This window comes from Pseudomonas sp. NPDC087626 (assembly GCF_044743405.1).
GTDB lineage: Bacteria > Pseudomonadota > Gammaproteobacteria > Pseudomonadales > Pseudomonadaceae > Aquipseudomonas.
This window is the reverse complement of record NZ_JBIUWJ010000002.1, coordinates 1-19,013: the sequence shown is the minus strand read 5'-3', so window position 1 is coordinate 19,013 and position 19,013 is coordinate 1. Positions and strand designations below refer to the sequence as shown.

The 19,013-nt window shown below is 64.1% G+C and carries 15 protein-coding genes and 1 riboswitch; of the genes, 8 read left to right on the top strand and 7 right to left on the bottom strand.

Annotation, left to right across the window (positions count from 1 at the left end; all coding sequences use genetic code 11):
* The first annotated feature begins 228 nt into the window (after positions 1-228).
* The 5 genes from ACIOVD_RS01805 to ACIOVD_RS01785 all read left to right on the top strand — a co-directional run bounded on the left by ACIOVD_RS01805 (position 229) and on the right by ACIOVD_RS01785 (position 5,603).
* Entirely contained in the window at positions 229-1,305 is a 1,077-nt protein-coding gene (locus ACIOVD_RS01805) for an ATP-NAD kinase family protein (protein WP_401125739.1), read from the top strand.
* Positions 1,306-1,307: 2 nt separating this feature from the next.
* Entirely contained in the window at positions 1,308-2,285 is a 978-nt protein-coding gene (locus ACIOVD_RS01800) for a thiamine pyrophosphate-dependent dehydrogenase E1 component subunit alpha (protein ID WP_159995184.1), read from the top strand.
* A gap of 34 nt (positions 2,286-2,319) precedes the next feature.
* Entirely contained in the window at positions 2,320-3,339 is a 1,020-nt protein-coding gene (locus ACIOVD_RS01795; RefSeq protein WP_095170159.1) for an alpha-ketoacid dehydrogenase subunit beta, read from the top strand.
* Positions 3,336-4,448 (top strand): acetoin dehydrogenase dihydrolipoyllysine-residue acetyltransferase subunit, encoded by a 1,113-nt coding sequence (locus ACIOVD_RS01790; RefSeq protein WP_401125736.1) that lies wholly within the window; start codon positions 3,336-3,338, stop codon positions 4,446-4,448. Before ACIOVD_RS01795 ends, ACIOVD_RS01790 begins: the two co-directional genes overlap by 4 nt.
* A 90-nt stretch (positions 4,449-4,538) precedes the next feature.
* Positions 4,539-5,603 carry a 2,3-butanediol dehydrogenase gene (locus ACIOVD_RS01785; RefSeq protein WP_237235009.1) on the top strand — a complete coding sequence of 355 codons (1,065 nt, stop codon included), beginning with the start codon at positions 4,539-4,541 and terminating at the stop codon, positions 5,601-5,603.
* Positions 5,604-5,621: 18 nt separating this feature from the next.
* Here ACIOVD_RS01785 and ACIOVD_RS01780 read toward each other — a convergent pair whose 3' ends face one another.
* Positions 5,622-7,118 carry a PLP-dependent aminotransferase family protein gene (locus ACIOVD_RS01780; protein ID WP_401125734.1) on the bottom strand — a complete coding sequence of 499 codons (1,497 nt, stop codon included), beginning with the start codon at positions 7,116-7,118 and terminating at the stop codon, positions 5,622-5,624.
* A gap of 150 nt (positions 7,119-7,268) precedes the next feature.
* Here ACIOVD_RS01780 and ACIOVD_RS01775 point away from each other — a divergent pair, with 150 nt between their 5' ends.
* On the top strand, positions 7,269-8,468 hold the full coding sequence (locus tag ACIOVD_RS01775) for a benzoate/H(+) symporter BenE family transporter (protein ID WP_159995190.1): 1,200 nt from the start codon (positions 7,269-7,271) through the stop codon (positions 8,466-8,468).
* 55 nt (positions 8,469-8,523) lie between these two features.
* Here the strand turns inward: ACIOVD_RS01775 and ACIOVD_RS01770 are convergent, their stop codons facing one another.
* Both ACIOVD_RS01770 and metH read right to left on the bottom strand, forming a co-directional pair.
* Complete coding sequence (locus tag ACIOVD_RS01770) at positions 8,524-8,955, bottom strand: glycine zipper domain-containing protein (RefSeq protein ID WP_320334267.1); 432 nt, start codon at positions 8,953-8,955, stop codon at positions 8,524-8,526.
* Between the two features lie 93 nt (positions 8,956-9,048).
* A complete protein-coding gene (metH, locus tag ACIOVD_RS01765; RefSeq protein WP_320334268.1) occupies positions 9,049-12,759 on the bottom strand; it encodes a methionine synthase in 3,711 nt (1,236 codons plus the stop codon).
* A 154-nt stretch (positions 12,760-12,913) separates the two neighbouring features.
* Between metH and ACIOVD_RS01760 the strand changes: the two genes are divergently transcribed.
* Complete coding sequence (locus ACIOVD_RS01760; protein ID WP_401125730.1) at positions 12,914-15,205, top strand: fatty acid cis/trans isomerase; 2,292 nt, start codon at positions 12,914-12,916, stop codon at positions 15,203-15,205.
* A 138-nt stretch (positions 15,206-15,343) separates the two neighbouring features.
* Positions 15,344-15,928, top strand: a complete 585-nt coding sequence (nfuA, locus tag ACIOVD_RS01755; protein WP_045057579.1) for a Fe-S biogenesis protein NfuA — start codon at positions 15,344-15,346, stop codon at positions 15,926-15,928.
* A 261-nt stretch (positions 15,929-16,189) separates the two neighbouring features.
* Here the strand turns inward: nfuA and cobM are convergent, their stop codons facing one another.
* The 4 genes from cobM to ACIOVD_RS01735 form a co-directional block, all read right to left on the bottom strand.
* The gene (gene cobM / locus ACIOVD_RS01750; protein ID WP_095170167.1) at positions 16,190-16,936 is read right to left on the bottom strand and encodes a precorrin-4 C(11)-methyltransferase; all 747 of its coding nucleotides are present in this window, start codon (positions 16,934-16,936) and stop codon (positions 16,190-16,192) included.
* Positions 16,937-17,017: 81 nt separating this feature from the next.
* The gene (locus ACIOVD_RS01745) at positions 17,018-17,431 is read right to left on the bottom strand and encodes a cobalamin biosynthesis protein (RefSeq protein ID WP_401125726.1); all 414 of its coding nucleotides are present in this window, start codon (positions 17,429-17,431) and stop codon (positions 17,018-17,020) included.
* A complete protein-coding gene (locus ACIOVD_RS01740; RefSeq protein ID WP_401125724.1) occupies positions 17,428-18,132 on the bottom strand; it encodes a CbtA family protein in 705 nt (234 codons plus the stop codon). Before ACIOVD_RS01740 ends, ACIOVD_RS01745 begins: the two co-directional genes overlap by 4 nt.
* 11 nt (positions 18,133-18,143) lie before the next feature.
* On the bottom strand, positions 18,144-18,332 hold the full coding sequence (locus tag ACIOVD_RS01735; RefSeq protein WP_095170170.1) for a CbtB-domain containing protein: 189 nt from the start codon (positions 18,330-18,332) through the stop codon (positions 18,144-18,146).
* Between the two features lie 98 nt (positions 18,333-18,430).
* A riboswitch (cobalamin riboswitch) is annotated at positions 18,431-18,657 on the bottom strand.
* Positions 18,658-19,013: the final 356 nt, after the last annotated feature.

Genomic DNA, 19,013 nt, shown 5'->3' with positions numbered 1-19,013 from the left:
CTCACGGTCTCGGTGCCACCCCGTGCAACCTGACATCCGACGTCTCAACCGGGCCTGGCCCGGCGTTGCGATCAGGCGTATGAAAAGCCTCTGCAACGGGCTTCTCCGGCGGTTATTGGAAAACTGGCACCAGGCTTGCTCTAGCCCTGGCAAGCCTGACAACAATAATTCGAGGTGCCTTATGTCCTGCCATTGCGGCTTTGTGCCTGAGCTGTCCCGGAGCGCGCCATGAGCCGCCCGCCGTTGACCGTGGGAATCATCGCCAACCCGGCGTCCGGGCGTGACGTGCGCCGCCTGACCGCCAATGCCGGGCTGTTTTCCAGTACCGATAAGGTCTCGGTGATCCAGCGCCTGCTCGCCGCCTTTGGGGCCACCGGCATCGAGCGGGTGCTGCTGCCCACCGACATGACCGGTATCGCCGCCGCCGTCCAGAAAAACAGCCACAGCCGCCAGGCCCGCGAGAGCCACTGGCCGGCGCTGGAGTTTCTCGACATCACCTTGCGCCAGAGCGTCGCCGACACCCGCCAGGCCGCGCGCCTGATGGCCGAGCGCGGCGTCAGCCTGATCGCCGTGCTCGGCGGCGACGGCACCCACAAGGCGGTGGCCGGCGAGATCGGCGACATCCCCATGCTGACCCTGTCTACCGGCACCAACAACGCTTTCCCGGAACTGCGCGAAGCCACCAGTGCCGGCCTGGCCGGTGGCTTGTACGCCAGCGGACGGATTCCCCCGGCCATCGCCCTACGTCGCAACAAGCGGCTGGTGGTGCGGGAGCCGAACCGGGGCCTGTGCGAGATCGCCCTGGTGGATGTCGCGGTGTCCTCATTGCCCTTCGTCGGCGCCCGGGCCATTAGCCGAGCCGCGGACCTGGCACAAGTCTTCGTGACTTTTGCCGAGCCGCAATCGATCGGTCTGTCGGCCCTCTGCGGGCTGTGGTTGCCGGTGTCGCGGCAGGCGCCGGGCGGGGCCTGGATGCGCCTCGATGGCCAATCCCCGGAGGCCCTGCTGGTGCCGCTGGCGCCAGGCCTGCTGCAAGGCTGCGGCGTGCTGGCGGCCGGCAGCCTGGAACCCGGCGTCGCCCATGGCCTGGCGCTCGCCAGCGGGACCCTGGCCCTGGACGGCGAGCGCGAGATCGAATTCAACGTCCACGACCGACCCACCGTCACCCTCGATGCCGGCGGCCCGCTGAGCATCGATGTGCATGCGGCCCTGGCCTATGTCGCGCAAGAGCGCCTGCTGGCCATCGGTCGCGAACACCCGCAACACCCCGTGAACCTTCAGTCCCAAGACACTCCTGGAGAATAAAAATGTCGACACCGCTGACTGCTGAAAAATTGCTGCATGCCTACCAGGTGATGCGCACCATCCGCGCCTTCGAAGAGCGCCTGCACGTGGAATTCGCCACCGGCGAGATTCCCGGTTTTGTCCACCTGTACGCCGGCGAGGAAGCGTCGGCCGCCGGGGTCATGGCCCACCTGGGCGATGACGATTGCATTGCCTCCAACCACCGTGGCCACGGTCACTGCATCGCCAAGGGCGTTGATGTGTACGGGATGATGGCCGAGATCTACGGCAAGAAAACCGGGGTCTGCCAGGGCAAGGGCGGCTCCATGCACATCGCCGACTTCGAGAAGGGCATGCTCGGCGCCAACGGCATCGTCGGGGCCGGCGCACCGCTGGTGGTCGGCGCGGCGCTGGCCGCCCGGCTCAAGGGCACCGACAGCGTTGCGGTGGTGTTCTTCGGCGACGGCGGCTCCAACGAAGGGGCTGTGTTCGAAGCGATGAACATGGCCTCGGTGTGGAACCTGCCGTGCCTGTTCATTGCCGAGAACAACGGCTATGCCGAGGCCACGGCCTCCAACTGGTCGGTGGCCTGCGACCATATCGCCGACCGCGCCGCCGGTTTCGGCATGCCCGGGGTCACGGTGGATGGGTTCGACTTCTTTGCCGTCCACGAAGCCGCCGGCGCCGCCGTGGAGCGGGCCCGGGCCGGGGAGGGGCCGTCGCTGATCGAGGTCAAGCTGACCCGCTACTACGGACACTTCGAAGGTGATGCCCAGACCTATCGGGCGCCGGACGAGGTCAAGCATTTCCGTGAGCACAACGACTGCCTGATGCAGTTTCGCGAGCGCACCACCCGCGCCGGCTTGCTTGAGGCCAGCCAACTGGACCGCATCGACCAGGAGGTCGAGTCGTTGATCGAGAACGCCGTGCGCAAGGCCAAGTCCGACCCCAAGCCGAGCGCGGCCGACCTGCTGACCGACGTCTACGTCTCCTATCCCTGAACGCCCCCCTATAACAAGAATCGAGACTTTCATCATGGCGAGAAAAATCAGTTATCAGCAGGCAATCAACGAAGCCCTGGCCCAGGAAATGCGCCGCGATCCCAGCGTGTTCATCATGGGTGAAGACGTTGCCGGCGGTGCCGGTGCCCCTGGCGAAAACGATGCCTGGGGCGGCGTACTGGGCGTGACCAAGGGCCTCTATCATCAGTTTCCCGGGCGGGTGCTCGACACCCCGTTGTCGGAACTGGGGTATGTCGGCGCGGCGGTGGGGGCGGCGACCTGTGGCGTGCGTCCGGTGTGTGAGTTGATGTTCGTCGACTTCGCCGGTTGCTGCCTGGACCAGATCCTCAACCAGGCCGCTAAATTTCGCTACATGTTCGGCGGCAAGGCCGCCACGCCGCTGGTGATTCGCACCATGGTCGGCGCCGGGCTGCGCGCCGCTGCCCAGCACTCGCAAATGCTCACCTCCCTGTGGACCCACATCCCGGGCCTGAAAGTGGTCTGCCCCTCGTCCCCCTACGACGCCAAGGGCTTGCTGATCCAGGCCATTCGCGACAACGATCCGGTGATTTTCTGCGAGCACAAACTGCTCTACAGCATGCAGGGCGACGTGCCGGAAGAGCTCTACACCATCCCGTTTGGCGAGGCCAACTTCCTGCGCGATGGCAAGGACGTGACCCTGGTGTCCTACGGGCGCACCGTCAACACCGCGATGGACGCGGCCCGCAGCCTGGCCGGGCGCGGTATCGACTGCGAGGTAATCGACCTGCGCACCACCAGCCCGCTGGACGAAGACAGCATCCTCGAAAGCGTCGAGAAGACCGGGCGCCTGGTGGTGATCGACGAAGCCAACCCGCGCTGCTCGATGGCCACCGACATCTCGGCGCTGGTGGCGCAAAAGGCCTTCGGCGCACTCAAGGCGCCGATTGAAATGGTCACCGCGCCGCACACCCCGGTGCCGTTTTCCGATGCCCTGGAAGACCTCTACATCCCTGACGCGGCGAAGATCGAGAACGCCGTGCTCAAGCTGATTGAGTGGAGCAAGCGTTCATGAGCCAGATCCATACCCTGACCATGCCCAAGTGGGGCCTGTCGATGACCGAAGGCCGGGTGGATGCCTGGCTCAAGGAGCCGGGGCAAGCCATCAACAAGGGCGACGAAGTGCTGGACGTGGAGACCGACAAGATCTCCAGCAGCGTCGAGGCGCCGTTTTCCGGGGTGCTGCGACGCCAGGTCGCCCGCCAGGACGAAACCCTGGCCGTCGGTGCCTTGCTCGGGATTGTGGTCGAGGGCGACGCCAGCGAGGCCGAGATCGATGCCGTGGTCGAGCAGTTCCAGGCGGCGTTCGTGCCGGGTGCCGGCGCCGAGGAAGACCTGGGACCGAAACCGCAGAAGGTCGAGCTCGATGGCCGGGTGATCCGCTACTTCGAGCGCGGCACAGGCGGTATCCCATTGGTGCTGGTGCACGGCTTTGGTGGCGACCTGAACAACTGGCTGTTCAACCACCAGGCCCTGGCGGCCGAACGCCGGGTGATCGCCCTGGATCTGCCCGGCCATGGCGAGTCGAGCAAGCAACTGCAACGCGGCGACCTGGATGAGTTGAGCGGCGTGCTGCTGGCCTTGCTCGATCACCTGGATATCGCCCAGGTGCACTTGGTGGGCCATTCCATGGGCGGCGCGGTGTCCTTGAATGCGGCGCGCCTGGCGCCCCAGCGGGTGCGCTCGCTGAGCCTGATCGGCAGCGCCGGCCTGGGCCCGCAAATCAACGGCGACTACCTGCAAGGCTTCATCGAAGCAGGCAACCGCAATGCCCTCAAGGCGCCGCTGGTGCAACTGTTCTCCAACGCCGAGCTGGTCAACCGGCAGATGCTCGAAGACATGCTCAAGTACAAGCGCCTGGAAGGGGTCGACGATGCGCTGCGGCAACTGGCGGCCACGCTGTTTCACGCGGGCCGGCAACAAGTCGACCTGCGTGCCGTGGTGCAGGACGCCCGGCACCCGGTGTTGGTGATCTGGGGCAGCGACGACGCGATCATTCCGGCGGCCCATAGCCAAGGTCTGGCAGCCCAGGTCGAGATCCTGCCGGGCCAGGCGCACATGGTGCAGATGGAAGCGGCGGAGCAGGTCAACTGCTTGCTCCTGGACTTCGTGCAGAGCCACTGAACGCGCTCCCGGTGACCCGCGACGGTCACCGGCAGCCTTTGTTTTCAAGGAGATTTCACCATGAGCCTGATCAATAACCCGCCCCGCAGCATGCGCGCCGCCGTCTGGCATGGCCGCCACGATATCCGGGTCGAAGACGTACCGTTGCCCGTGGCACCTCCCGCCGGTTGGGTGCAGATCCGCGTCGAGTGGTGCGGCATCTGTGGTTCCGACCTGCACGAGTATGTGGCCGGGCCGGTGTTCATCCCGGTGGACGCGCCGCATCCGCTGACCGGGATCAAGGGTCAGTGCATCCTCGGTCACGAGTTCTGTGGCGAGATCGTCGAAATCGGCGCCGGGGTCGAGGGCTTCAGTGTTGGCGAGCCGGTGGCCGCCGATGCCTGCCAGCACTGCGGCACCTGTTACTACTGCACCCACGGGATGTACAACATCTGCGAGAACCTGGCTTTCACCGGCCTGATGAACAACGGTGCCTTTGCCGAACTGGTCAACGTGCCGGCCAACCTGCTGTACAAGCTGCCGGCCAACTTTCCCGCCGAAGCCGGGGCGCTGATCGAGCCCTTGGCCGTGGGCATGCACGCGGTGAAAAAGGCCGGCAGCCTGCTGGGGCAGAACGTGGTGGTGGTCGGTGCCGGGACCATCGGCCTGTGCACCATCATGTGTGCCAAGGCCGCCGGAGCGGCACAGGTGATCGCCCTGGAAATGTCCGGAGCGCGCAAGGCCAAGGCGCTGGAGGTGGGCGCCAGTCATGTGCTCGATCCCCAGGAGTGTGATGCCCTGGCCGAGGTCCGGCGCCTGACCGGGGGCCTGGGGGCCGATGTCAGTTTCGAATGCATCGGCAACAAGCACACGGCCAAGCTGGCCATCGACCTGATCCGCAAGGCTGGCAAGTGCGTGTTGGTGGGCATCTTCGAGGAGCCCAGCGAGTTCAACTTTTTCGAGCTGGTGGCCACCGAGAAGCAGGTGCTTGGCGCGCTGGCCTACAACGGCGAGTTCGCCGACGTGATCGCCTTTATCGCCGACGGCCGCCTGGACATCACGCCGCTGGTGACCGGGCGCATCCAGTTGGAGCAGATCGTCGGCCAGGGCTTCGAGGAACTGGTCAACAACAAGGAGCACAACGTCAAGATCATCGTCTCACCCAGCCGTATCTAAAGCCTCCCGGGCGGGTGCTTAATCGAGGGACCGCCCTGCGAGCTGGGCCTCAATCAGTTGGCACAGGCTGCGTACCGCTGCCGGCATGGCGTCTGCCGGGGTGTTGCCAAAACCCAGCAGGAGTCCATGGCGCGCCGCGGTCGGGCGCGTCACCCACAGGCTCGACAATGACCCCGCGCCGATCTGTCGGCGGCGTGCGGCCAGGGTCAGCGCCTGGTCGTCACAGCCTTCAGGCAAGTACGCCAGCAGGTGCAAGCCGGTGGCCGCCGTCGCCACTGAAAGCAGGCCATCGGCGTGGCTGTCGAGGGCTGCGAGCAAGGCGGCGCGGCGCTCGCTATAGAGTGCCTTGGCGCGGCGAATATGACTGCCCAGGTGGCCGTTGCCGATGAAGTCGGCGGCCGTCGCCTGCAATGACTTAGGCACCCGATGCCCGCTGCCGTTGCGCACCCGTTGCAGGACATCCACCAAGCCCTCTGGCGCCACCAGGAACCCCAGGCGCAGGCCGGGGATCAACAGCTTGCTCAAGGTGCCCACATAAATCACCCGGCCGTTGTGGCCATCCAGCGCCTTGAGCGCAGGGGTCGGTCCACAGTCATAGCGGAACTCGCTGTCGTAGTCGTCTTCGAGGATCAGCGCATTGGCTTGGTCTGCCCATTGCAGCAGGGCCAGGCGCCGGGCCAGGCTCATGGTCACGCCGGTGGGGTATTGGTGCGAGGGCGACACCAGTGCCAGCCGGGCATCGGGGGCCAGGCGGCGACCGGCCTGCACGTCCAGGCCCTCGGCATCCACCGGCACGCCGACGGTTTCCAGCCCGGCGAGGATCAGGCTGCGGTACGTCGCATCGTAGCCGGGGTTTTCGACCCAGGCCCGCTCGCCACGGTCGGTGAGGGCGAGCGCGGCGATCGAGACCGCGGCCTGGGCGCCGGGGGTGATGATGATCTGCTCGGCCGTACAGACCACGCCACGGGCCACTCCCAGATACTCCGCCAGGGCCTGGCGCAAGGGCAGCGAGCCCTGGGGATCGCCGTAGGACGAGTGAGTCGGCAGCCGGCCACGCCAGAATCGCCCTTCGAGTCGGCCCCACAGGGCATAGGGAAAGGCATCCAGGGCGGGAAGGCCGGGGGTCAGCGGCCAGTCGGGATGCCCCAGCGACATGGAGTCCGGCCCGGCCAGTTGCCGGGCGCGCAAGGAGCCGCCCAGTAACCCCGGCGGCGCGGTGGGCGAGGGCGGCGGCCGGGCGTTGATCCGGCTCGCGACATAGGTGCCGGCCCCTTGTCGTGCCTCGCAGAACCCCTCGGCCAGCAGTTGCTCGTAGACCCCGGTCACGGTCATGCGCGACACCCCTAACTCCTGCGCCAGCAGGCGCGAGGCGGGCAGGCGGATGCCGGGCTTCAAGGTACCGTCGGCGACCCCCTTGCGGAAAAACCGCAGCAGTTGTTCGCGCAATGTCAGCGGGCTGTCGGGGCTGGGGACAAAGGCGTTCCAGACCGGGTAAGCGGTCGCGCGGGTCTTCATGGGCAAGGGACAGCCAAAGGGAAAGTGGTCTAATTTATCTGCTGGAAGTGGATATTTCAAACAGTCCATTTTGTCCCGATACTGGCGCCACTGTTAGCCCAGCTCCCCAGGCCAGGCCTGGTGGCGCGCACGTTTGAAGGTCAATCACGGATGAACCACAGCGCAGTTGCCTTACCCCTGAAATCCAGCGATCTGCTGCACCCGATCGTGGCGGCCCTGATCTCGGTGATCGTCAATTACGGCGGCACTTTCATCCTGGTATTCCAGGGCGCCACGGCCGCCGGACTCAGTCCTGAGTTGACCGCCTCGTGGATCTGGTCGATCTCGATCGGGGTCGGCTTGACCGGGGCCTGGTTGAGCTACCGCTACCGCGAGCCGATCATCACAGCCTGGTCGACCCCCGGTGCGGCCTTTCTGATCACGGTGCTGCCCCACACGCCTTTTGCCGAAGTCATCGGAGCCTACCTGCTATCGGCCGCTGGTTTCGTGATACTGGGGTTGTCGGGCTACTTCGAGCGGCTGGTCAGGCTGATTCCGCCGGGGATTGCCGCAGGCCTGCTGGCGGGCATTCTGTTGCGTTTCGGTATGGGCGCGTTTGGTAGCGCGAGTGTCGATCCGCTGCTGGTGGGCGTGCTGATTGTCAGCTACGGCGTACTACGTCGTTTCACCGCCCGCTACGCCATAGTCGGCGTGTTGCTGATCGGCATCGCGCTACTGCTGGGGATGGGCCAGGTCAGTTTCGACCGTGTCGAGTTGAGCCTGGCAGCGCCGGTCTGGACCACGCCTGAGTTTTCCGTCAACGCGCTGCTCAGCGTCGCCTTGCCGCTGTTTCTGATCACCCTCACCGGGCAATACATGCCGGGCATGCTGGTGCTGCGCAACGACGGATTTACCACCAGCGCCAACCCGATTATCACGGTGACGGGGCTGGGGTCATTGCTGATGGCGCCGTTCGGCTCCCATGCGTTCAACGTGGCGGCGATCACGGCTGCTATCTGCACCGGCCCGGAGTCCCACGAAGAGCCCGGCAAACGCTACATCGCCGGCCTCGCCTGCGGGCTGTTCTATGTGCTGGTGGGGGTATTCGGCACTACCCTGGCCACCTTGTTCGTGGTCCTGCCAGCCACCTTTATCAGCACGTTGGCCGGCCTGGCCTTGCTGGGGGCAATAGGGGGCAGCCTGGCGACGGCGGTGAGTGATGTGCGAGGACGGGAAACGGCGTTGATCACCTTTTTGGCGACCGCGGCCAATGTCACCCTGCTAGGGCTGGGCGGGGCATTCTGGGGGTTGTTGGTGGGGCTGGCGATGCATGGCTTGATCCATGCCGGGGTGCGGGTGAAGCGCGGGTAAAGGTTGCGGTGTGACCGTGGGAGCTGCCGCAAGGCAGCTCCCTCAAGGCGACCAATCAGTGGTTTTTGTTTTTGTGCTTGTTCTTGTGTTTGTGCTTATGGCTGTTGCCGCCAGAGCTGTGATGATCGTCGTCATCGGCCAGGTTGTTGCCGACCGCGCCGCCCGCGGCACCGCCAAGGCCGGCGCCGATGGTCGAGCCGGTGGAGCCGCCCAACTGGTTGCCGATCACCGAGCCACCGGCTGCGCCGAGGCCGCCACCAATCGCGGCTTCATTCTTGTTGCCTTTGGGGGCGGCGATGGCACCGCCCGCAGCACCGCCAACACCCGCGCCAATCGCCGCGCCAGTGCTGCCGCCGATCTGTTGGCCGAGGACGTTACCCAGCGCACCACCTATCCCGCCGCCGACGGCAGCAGTGCCATCTCCGGCAGCCATGGCGCCTTGGGTGATCAGAATGCCTAGAGCAAGAGTAGACAGGATCAATCGCATGATGGGGGTCTTCCGTGTGTTCACGCTGTGGGGGGAAACTTGAAGTTTAGAGGGCGCGGCGTCGATAAAGTTCGACCCGCACCCACTCAAGCCTCAGTTGTCATAGCCCAGGTTGGGTGCCAGCCAACGCTCACTCACGCTCAATTCCTGGCCTTTGCGGGCGGTGTAGCTCTGCACCTGATCCTTGTCGATCTTGCCCACGGCAAAATACTGCGCCTGCGGATGGGCGAAGTACCAGCCGCTGACCGCAGCCGCCGGGAACATCGCATAGTGCTCGGTGAGGAACACGCCGCTACGGCCGGCCTTGAGCTCCGAGGCTTGCGGGTCGAGCAGCTTGAACAGGGTCGACTTCTCGGTGTGATCCGGGCAAGCCGGGTAGCCGGGGGCAGGGCGGATACCGCTGTACTGCTCCTTGATCAGCGCCTCGTTGTCCAGCACTTCGTCCTTGGCATACCCCCAGTGTTCCTTGCGCACCTGTTGGTGCAACCACTCGGCGCAGGCCTCGGCCAGACGATCGGCCAGGGCCTTGACCATGATCGAGTTGTAGTCGTCGCCCGCGTCCTGGTAGGCCTTGGCCACTTCCTCGGCGCCGATCCCGGCGGTGGTGATGAAGCCGCCGACGTAGTCGGTGACGCCGCTGTCCTTGGGTGCAACGAAGTCGGCCAGGGAAAAGTTCGGCTTGCCGTCGGTCTTGATGATCTGCTGGCGCAGGTGGTGCAGGCGGGCGATTGGCTTGCCGTCGTCACCGTAGACTTCCAGGTCGTCGTCGTGCACCTGGTTGGCCGGCCAGAAGCCGAACACCGCACGGGCGCTGATCAGTTTCTCGTCGATCAGCTTGGCGAGCATCTCCTGGGCATCGGCGTACAGCGCGGTAGCGGCTTCACCCACCACTTCGTCCTGCAGGATGCGCGGGAATTTGCCGGCCAGGTCCCAGGAAATGAAGAACGGCGTCCAGTCGATGTACTCGGCCAGGACCTTCAGGTCAATGTTGTCCAGGACCTTGGCGCCGGTGAAGGTCGGCTTCACCGGTACGTAGCTGCTCCAGTCGAACTGCGGCTTCTTGGCAATCGCCGCTGGGTAGCTCAGGCGTTCGGTGCGGGCACTGCGGTTGGCGGTACGCTCGCGGACTTCGATGTATTCCTCGCGGGTTTTCGCGACGAATCCGGCCTTCAGTTCCTTGGACAGCAACTGCGTGGCCACGCCCACCGCACGGGAGGCGTCGGTGACGTAGACCACTGCGTCGTTGCTGTACTTGGGTTCGATCTTCACCGCCGTATGGGCCTTGGAGGTGGTCGCGCCACCGATCATCAGCGGCAGGTGGAAGTCCTGGCGCTGCATCTCGCGGGCGACGTGGACCATCTCGTCCAGCGATGGGGTGATCAGGCCGGACAGGCCGATGATGTCGCACTTCTGCTCCTTGGCCACCTGCAGGATCTTCTCCGCCGGGACCATCACGCCGAGGTCGACGATGTCGTAGCCGTTGCACCCCAGGACCACGCCGACGATGTTCTTGCCGATGTCGTGCACGTCGCCTTTCACGGTGGCCATGAGGATCTTGCCCTTGGCCTCCGGTTTGTCGCCTTTTTCCAGTTCGATGAACGGAATCAGGTGGGCTACGGCCTGCTTCATTACCCGGGCGGACTTCACCACCTGGGGCAGGAACATCTTGCCGGCGCCAAACAGGTCGCCGACGATGTTCATGCCGGACATCAACGGGCCTTCGATGACTTCGATCGGCCGGGCGAAGGACTGGCGCGACTCTTCGGTGTCTTCGACGATGTGGGTGGTGATGCCCTTGACCAACGCGTGTTCCAGGCGCTTGTTGACGGCCCAGCCGCGCCATTCCTCGGTCTCGGCTTCCTTGACGCTGCCATCGCCCTTGTACTTGTCGGCGATGGCGAGGAGGGCGTCGGTGCCGTTCGGAGTACGGTTGAGCACCACGTCTTCCACGGCGTCGCGCAGCTCGCTCGGGATCTGGTCGTAGATCTCCAGTTGGCCGGCGTTGACGATGCCCATGGTCAGGCCGTTGCGGATCGCGTACAGCAGGAACACCGAGTGGATCGCCTCGCGCACCGGGTTGTTGCCACGGAACGAGAACGACACGTTGGACACCCCGCCCGACGTCAGGGCGTAGGGCAGTTCGTCACGGATGTAGGCGCAGGCGTTGATGAAGTCGACCGCGTAGTTGTTGTGCTCCTCGATGCCGGTGGCGACGGCAAAGATGTTCGGGTCGAAGATGATGTCTTCCGGTGGGAAGTCAACTTCGTTGACCAGGATGTCGTAGGAGCGCTTGCAGATTTCTTTCTTGCGCGCTTCGGTGTCGGCCTGGCCGGCCTCGTCGAAGGCCATCACCACCACGGCGGCGCCGTAGCGCTTGCACAGCTTGGCGTGGTGAATGAACTGCTCGACGCCTTCCTTCATGCTGATGGAGTTGACGATGCCCTTGCCCTGGATGCACTTGAGGCCGGCTTCGATCACTTCCCATTTCGAGGAGTCGATCATGATTGGCACGCGGGAGATGTCCGGCTCGCCGGCAATCAGATTGAGGAAGGTGACCATAGCCTTCTTCGAATCGAGCATGCCCTCGTCCATGTTGATGTCGATCACCTGGGCGCCGGCTTCCACCTGCTGCAGGGCGACTTCGAGGGCTTCGGTGTAGTTGTCTTCGCGAATCAGCCGGGCGAACTTGGCGGAACCGGTGATGTTGGTCCGCTCGCCGACGTTGACGAACAGCGAGTTGCGATCGATGGTGAAGGGCTCCAGGCCCGACAGCCGGCAAGCCTTGGGGATTTCTGGAATCTGCCGCGGGGCATAGCCGGCAACGGCCTTGGCGATGGCCTCGATGTGCCCCGGCGTGGTGCCGCAGCAACCGCCGACGATGTTGAGGAAGCCGCTTTGGGCGAATTCTTCGATGACCCTGGCGGTTTCCTCCGGCAGTTCGTCGTACTCGCCGAACTCGTTCGGCAGGCCGGCGTTGGGGTGCGCCGAGACATGGGTGTTGGCCTTGTTCGACAGCTCTTCGAGGTACGGACGCAGCTCACTGGCACCCAGGGCGCAGTTCAGGCCGACGGAAATCGGCTTGGCGTGGGCAATCGAGTTCCAGAAGGCTTCGGTGGTCTGCCCCGACAGGGTGCGACCGGAAGCATCGGTGATGGTCCCGGAAATCATGATCGGCAGTTCGAAACCCAGCTCCTCGAACACGCCCTGCACAGCGAAAATCGCCGCCTTGGCGTTGAGGGTGTCGAAAATGGTCTCGATCAGGATCAGGTCGGCGCCGCCCTCGATCAGGCCCTTGGCGGCTTCGGTGTAGTTCTCCACCAACTCGTCGAAGGTCACGTTGCGGTAGCCGGGGTTGTTGACGTCTGGCGACAGCGAGCAGGTGCGGCTGGTCGGCCCGATCACGCCCGCGACGAAACGCGGCTTGTCCGGGGTTTCCAGGGTTTTGGCGTCGGCCACCTTGCGTGCCAGGCGCGCACCTTCTACGTTCAATTCGTAGGCCAGGCCCTGCATGCCGTAGTCGGCCAGGGATACCTGGGTGGCGTTGAAGGTGTTGGTTTCGAGAATGTCGGCACCAGCATCCAGGTAGGCCTTCTCGATCGAGCCGATTACGTCCGGGCGAGTCAGGACCAGCAGGTCGTTGTTGCCCTTGACGTCGCTTGGCCAGTCGGCGAAGCGTTTGCCGCGATAATCCTGTTCCTCGAGCTTGTAGCTCTGGATCATCGTGCCCATGCCGCCATCGAGAATCAGGATACGTTCTTTGAGGGCTTGCTTGAGAACGTGGAGGCGAGCACTGCGATCGGACATGGGGACTACCTGGTCAGGCGATTACGAAGGGCCGGAATCATAACAAACCTGTGCGCTATTGGGGCATGAGCAGGATTTGCATGAATATCGCTCATGTTGGAGGTGGAGCCAGACCGGTAGAATCGCGGCGTTTTTCATGATCGGGACCAGGGACATGTCGTATCGCGTTTTCATCAGCCTTCTTGCGCTGCTCATCAGCAGTGCCGCCTTTGCCCAGGGACCGGCGCCGGCGATTTCCTATACCCGCGACATTCAACCGATCTTCACTGAAAAGTGCGTGGCCTGCCACGCCTGCTACGACTCCGCCTGCCAGCTCAACCTGGGCAGTGGCGAAGGCGCAGCGCGGGGCGCGACCAAGATCCCGGTGTACGCCGGCGACCGTAGCAAGGCTGCGAATCCGACACGGCTTTATTATGACGCGTTCGGCAAGGCGGCTTGGCAACACAAGGACTTCTACTCGGTACTGGATGCCCAGGGCAGCCAGGCCGCGCTGATGGCGCGCATGCTCGAACTGGGCCATCAGACCCCGTTACAACCCAACGCTAAGCTGCCGCAAGAGATCGTCCTGGGCCTGAATCGGGCCAACATGTGCGCGCAGCCAGGGGAGTTCGACGGCTATGCCAAACAGCACCCCAAGGAGGGCATGCCGCTGGCGGTGACCGGCCTGACCACGGCGCAGTACCAGACCCTGCAGCGCTGGCTGGCGTCTGGGGCGCCCATCGACGAACAGGGCCTGGCTCCCAGCGCACAGGAAGCGCTGCAGATCGTGCAGTGGGAAAACCTGTTCAATGCCCCCGGCGCCCGGGAAAGCCTGGTGGCGCGCTGGCTGTATGAGCACTTGTTCCTGGCCCACCTGTATTTCAAGGATGGCGAGCAGGGTCACTTCTTCCAGTGGGTGCGTTCGCGCACGCCCACCGGCCAGCCGATCGACCTGATCAACAGCCGGCGGCCCAACGATGACCCGGGGACCCAGGTGTATTACCGCCTGTGGCCAGTGCAAGGGGTGATCGTGCACAAGACCCACATCACCTATCCCTTGAGCCCGGGGAAAATGGCCCGGATCAAGAGCCTGTTCTACAGCGGCAACTGGCAGGTCGACGCCTTGCCCGGCTATGGTCCGGAACGCCGTGCCAACCCGTTCGAGACCTTCCAGGCGATTCCGGCCCAGGCCCGCTACCAGTTCATGCTCGATAATGCCGAGTACTTCGTGCGCACCTTCATTCGTGGGCCGGTGTGCCGCGGACAGATCGCCACCGACGTGATCCGCGACAACTTCTGGGCCTTGTTCCAGGCGCCGGAACACGACCTGTACATCGTCGACCCGAACTACCGCGGCCAGGCCACGCCGTTGCTGGCGATGCCTGGACAGAACGACGACGTCGGCAGTGTGCTGAGCCTGTGGCACGCCTATCGCGACAAGCGCAACGAGTACGAAACCCTGCGCCAGGACGCCTACGCCGATGCCCCGGCGCCGAGTTGGTCGTCCTTGTGGGCGGGTAACGACAACGCCTTGCTGAGCATCTTTCGCCACTTCGACAGTGCCTCGGTGACCAAGGGCCTGATCGGCGACGTACCGCAGACCCTGTGGCTGTTCGACTTCCCGTTGCTGGAACGCACCTATTATCAGTTGGCGGTAAATTTCGACGTGTTTGGCAACGTCTCCCACCAGGCCCAGACCCGGCTGTATTTCGACCTGATCAGGAATGGTGCCGAGCAGAACTTCCTGCGCTTGATGCCCGCCGACTCCCGCGACGATTACCTCGACGACTGGTACCAGAACAGCGGCAAGTTCAAGATGTGGATGGATTACGCCAGCATCGACAACGACACGCCGACCGCGCTCAAGCTTGCGCCGAAAGACCCCAAGCGCGACTTCGTCCAGCAGTTGCTGGCCCGTTATGGCGACCTCAACGCCCGGCCGGACCCGATCAACCGCTGCAGTGGGGCCTACTGTTCCCGGCCGAACATCGCCCCGGCCCTGCAGAATGCCGAGCAAGCCCTGAGCCGCCTGACGTCACGCCCGGCGGCTGGGCTGAAGGTGATCGAGCAGATGCCGGAAGCGACCATGCTGCGCATCGAAACCAGCGATGGCAAACGTGAGGTCTACAGCCTGCTGCGCAACCGCGCCCACAGCAACGTGGCGTTCATGCTCGGCGAGTCGCTGCGCTATCAGCCCGGATTGGACACCATGACCTTGTATCCGGGGGTGCTCAGCAGCTATCCGAACTTCATGTTCAACATCCCGGCCGACGAAGTGCCGGAATTCGTCGAAGACATGGAGAACGCCAAGGACGCCCAGCGTTTTGAACGAATCGTCGGGCGCTGGGGTATTCGCCGCAGCCACCCGCAGTTCTGGGTGTATTTCCACGATTTGAGCCAGTACCTCCATGAGACCGACCCGGTGGAAGAGGGCGTGCTGGACATGAACCGCTACGAGAACCTCTGACCCAAACCTGCTGCAGGAGTTGGCAAGCCGGCTCCTGCAGCAGCTGTTTTCGACAGGGCTTTATCCCGACAAAAATACTGGGACTTTGTCCGGCGCCATGATTGGCGTAAACTGCGCCCAAGCCTGCGAGGAATTTCCATGACCGCCATTACCATTACCGACGCCGCCCACGATTATCTGGCTGATCTGCTCTCCAAGCAGAACACCCCGGGGATCGGCATTCGGGTCTTTATCACCCAGCCTGGCACCCAGTACGCCGAAACCTGCATTGCCTACTGCAAGCCGGGCGAAGAAAAACCTGAAGACACCGCGCTGGGGCTCAAAAGCTTCACCGCCTACATCGACTCGTTCAGCGAGGCCTTCCTCGACGACGCCGTGGTCGACTACGCCACCGACCGCATGGGCGGCCAGCTGACCATCAAGGCGCCGAACGCCAAAGTACCGATGGTCAACGCCGACAGCCCGATCAACGAGCGCATCAACTACTACCTGCAAACCGAAATCAACCCGGGGCTGGCCAGCCACGGCGGTCAGGTCAGCCTGATCGACGTCGTGGACGACGGCATTGCCGTGTTGAAGTTCGGTGGTGGCTGCCAGGGCTGCGGCCAGGCGGACGTGACCTTGCGCGAAGGCATCGAGCGCACCCTGCTGGAGCGCGTTCCCGAGCTCAAGGGCGTGCGCGACGTGACCGACCACACGCAGAAAGAAAACGCCTACTACTAAGGTGTTCGCTGCGAGATGAAAAAACGGCGCCCGTGAGCGCTACTGCCGATCAGTTAAGCGATGCAGACCATTGTAGGAGCGAGCCTGCTCGCGAAAAACGTCAACGATAACGCGTGTATTCAGTATAAACGCGGCGTCTTTGAGTTCTTCGCGAGCAAGCCGCAAGCGGGCGCTCGCTCCTACAAAAGGGCTTAACTGATCGGCATTAGCCCGTGAGCGCCGTTTTTTATGCCTGGAGCAATTCTCAATCGCTACCAATCCTCAGGGCCGGTACAGATGCGCGTGCCCGGCCCGGTACAGCGACGACTCGCTGAAGGTGTCCGCTGCCAGCACCCGGCCCACCAGGATCAGCGCCGTGCGTCGGAATCCCTTGGCCTGGACCTTGTCGACGATGTCGTCGAGGGTGCCCAGGACCCAGTCCTGATCCGGCCAACTGGCCTTGTGCACCACGGCAATGGGGCAGTCGGCGCCGTAGTGGGGCAGCAGTTCGGCGACGATTTTCGCCAGGTGGTTGACCCCCAGGTGAATCGCCATGGTCGTGCCATGCCGGGCCAGGCTGGCGAACTCCTCACCGGCCGGCATCGTGGTTTTATCGGCGTAGCGGGTCAGGATCACGCTTTGCGCGATGTCCGGCAGGGTCAGTTCGACCCCCAGCAACGCCGCACAGGCCGCCGTGGCCGTGACGCCGGGGATGATTTCGAAGGGGATGCCCAGCGCGCGCAGATGGCGGATCTGCTCGCCAATCGCCCCGTACAGGCTCGGGTCGCCGGAATGCACGCGTGCCACGTCGTGACCCTGGGCGTGGGCTTGACTGATCAACTCGATGATCTGTTCCAGGTGCAGTTCGGCACTGTTGACCACCTGGTGCGCCCGGTGCCCCTGGAGCACTGCTTCAGGCACCAGTGAGCCGGCGTAGATGATCACCGGGCAGCTGTGAATCAGCCGTTGGCCCTTGACGGTGATCAGTTCCGGGTCGCCGGGACCTGCGCCGATGAAGTAGACGGTCATGGCCGGCTCCTGTGAAAAAAACGACAAGGCAAGGCTTCAGATGAAGTTTGCTCATGATCGAAAGGGTGGATTATCGGGATTTTACGAAGCGCAGGCCAATGCAAAGGTGGCCTGGGCGTATTTCTGCCGGCAAATCAGCAGGGTTGCCGGGGCCTGGGCCAGTTGTTCGGCCAGGGCCAGGGCGGCGCTTTCGGCCACGCCATAACAACCGGTGCGTTCGAACGCGATCTGCGACTGGTGGCTGAGGCGGGCTTGATACTGGGCCAGCTCTTCGCTGCTGAAGTACATCAGCGGCAGTCCCAGTTGGGCGGCCAGTTCAAGCAGTCCAGGCTCCTCGCGCTTGAGGTCGATGCTGGCCAGGGCCTTGATCGAGTGCAGGTCGATCTGGTTCGCCTGCAGGGCCTGATCAAGTAACGCGCGCAGCGTGCTCGCTGGGCAGCCACGCTGGCAGCCCAGGCCGACCACCAGGGTCGGCGCTGCGCGGGTGTCACTCATGCAGGCAACTGGTCTGCGCTGTTGCGGCGGAACAACCAGGCGCTGAGCACGCCCAGGGCCAGCCAGAAAGCCACGTTGGTCAGTTGCGAAGCGATTTTGAACTGCGTTTCCAGTTCTTCCGGCGCCAGCATCGAATGCACGGTCGGTTGGGGCGCGCCGATCACATGGGGTACCGCCAGGATCGCAACGCCCAGCAGCTTGAGCAGCCAGTTGCGGCCGAACACGATCAGGGCAATGCCGGCGGCGGTCGAGGCCGCCGTTGCGATCCACCACATCTGCCGTTGGCCCAGGTCGGCCGCGGCGGTGCCCGGCAACTCGGGTGGCAGGCCGAGGGTCGGTGCCAGGACGAAGGTGGCATAACCGGCCAGGCCCCAGAGCAGGCCCTGGGAAGTGCGGGTCGGCGCGCGCAGGGTGTAGAGGCCGGCCAGCATCAGGGCAAAACCGACGGCCACCACCAGGTTGCCGCCCGTGGTCGATAGCACACGCTGCCAGCCGTCTTCCGGTTCCCAGGCTTCGCCGTCATGGCTGTGGGCCGCGGTGCCGGCGGCGTGTTCATGGACTTCTGCTGCCGCGGGTGCGGACTGTTCGTAAGTCTCGGCCTGCAGAATCAGCGGGGCGACCCAGAAACTCTGCAACAGCGTCAGCAGCAGGGCAGCCAGCAGCCCACTGAAACCTGCGGTTTGTGCAATACGCTTGATCATCTGGGCAGGTCTCAGTGGCACGGGAAGGCGGCGCTGTGGCGGGTATCGTGGGCGGCGTTATGCACGGCCTCGATATGGGAGAACCCGGCGAAGTACACCAGGCACACACCCAGGATCGATGCGCCGATGGCGGCAACGAGGCGTTGGCCCAGGGTGGTGGTGCTGGCGGTGGCGTGGCGGGTGCTGGTGATGGTCGACATGGCGCTTCCCTCTGGTCAGTCAGGGGTGAAACGTGCGCATGCAAACCTCCGCGAGCCGGGCACGCAGAGACTTGAACAGCGCCCGCCCACCGCGGGTTTGTTAGCTATGTGTTGCGGGCCGGTCTCCGGGCTCACGAGGGGCGGGCTGTGGCCACACCTGCAAGAATCGCCTTCCCATGCCGTACGACTGGCACAGTGGATCTGACTCTTCGCTCGCTTACCGTTGCGGGGGCAGCACCGGACTGACATGGCTTTGCAGTAAAGCACATGATTCACCGGTTTCCCGTTTCACCCTGTGAAGGGCACCCGTAACAAGGTGTGTAGGAGAGCATGGGCGGGGGATTGGCGTCAATTGGCATGGGTTCTCAATTGGGGGTCTGAGTCGCCGCCATCGCGGCATAGGTATCTACACAACTGTGGTGCGACGTTGCACCTGTGGAGAGAGAACCTGCTTGGGTCGTGACCTCTGGGCCGACCAGGATGTTGGATCAGGCCGAGTACATATCCATTTCTTCGGTAACGGCCTCCTATGGTTCCGCCTGACGGCGGCTCACTTTTGAACAGCCCAAAAGTAAGCAAAAGGCTCTTACCCCACCACTCGGTGCCTCGCTTAGGCTCGGCATGCCCGTACTCCGACATTGATTTGGGGGGCCGCCGCAATGGGCCCTCCCTGGCCCAGTG

Coding starts and splice junctions, on each gene's coding strand:
- ACIOVD_RS01800 (WP_159995184.1), top strand. CDS start 1,308: ATGTCGACACCGCTGACTGCTGAAAAATTGCTGCATGCCTACCAGGTG.
- ACIOVD_RS01780 (WP_401125734.1), bottom strand. CDS start 7,118: ATGAAGACCCGCGCGACCGCTTACCCGGTCTGGAACGCCTTTGTCCCC.
- ACIOVD_RS01740 (WP_401125724.1), bottom strand. CDS start 18,132: ATGATCAAGCGTATTGCACAAACCGCAGGTTTCAGTGGGCTGCTGGCT.
- metH (WP_320334268.1), bottom strand. CDS start 12,759: ATGTCCGATCGCAGTGCTCGCCTCCACGTTCTCAAGCAAGCCCTCAAA.
- ACIOVD_RS01745 (WP_401125726.1), bottom strand. CDS start 17,431: ATGAGTGACACCCGCGCAGCGCCGACCCTGGTGGTCGGCCTGGGCTGC.
- cobM (WP_095170167.1), bottom strand. CDS start 16,936: ATGACCGTCTACTTCATCGGCGCAGGTCCCGGCGACCCGGAACTGATC.
- ACIOVD_RS01790 (WP_401125736.1), top strand. CDS start 3,336: ATGAGCCAGATCCATACCCTGACCATGCCCAAGTGGGGCCTGTCGATG.
- nfuA (WP_045057579.1), top strand. CDS start 15,344: ATGACCGCCATTACCATTACCGACGCCGCCCACGATTATCTGGCTGAT.
- ACIOVD_RS01770 (WP_320334267.1), bottom strand. CDS start 8,955: ATGCGATTGATCCTGTCTACTCTTGCTCTAGGCATTCTGATCACCCAA.
- ACIOVD_RS01795 (WP_095170159.1), top strand. CDS start 2,320: ATGGCGAGAAAAATCAGTTATCAGCAGGCAATCAACGAAGCCCTGGCC.
- ACIOVD_RS01760 (WP_401125730.1), top strand. CDS start 12,914: ATGTCGTATCGCGTTTTCATCAGCCTTCTTGCGCTGCTCATCAGCAGT.
- ACIOVD_RS01805 (WP_401125739.1), top strand. CDS start 229: ATGAGCCGCCCGCCGTTGACCGTGGGAATCATCGCCAACCCGGCGTCC.
- ACIOVD_RS01775 (WP_159995190.1), top strand. CDS start 7,269: ATGAACCACAGCGCAGTTGCCTTACCCCTGAAATCCAGCGATCTGCTG.
- ACIOVD_RS01735 (WP_095170170.1), bottom strand. CDS start 18,332: ATGTCGACCATCACCAGCACCCGCCACGCCACCGCCAGCACCACCACC.
- ACIOVD_RS01785 (WP_237235009.1), top strand. CDS start 4,539: ATGCGCGCCGCCGTCTGGCATGGCCGCCACGATATCCGGGTCGAAGAC.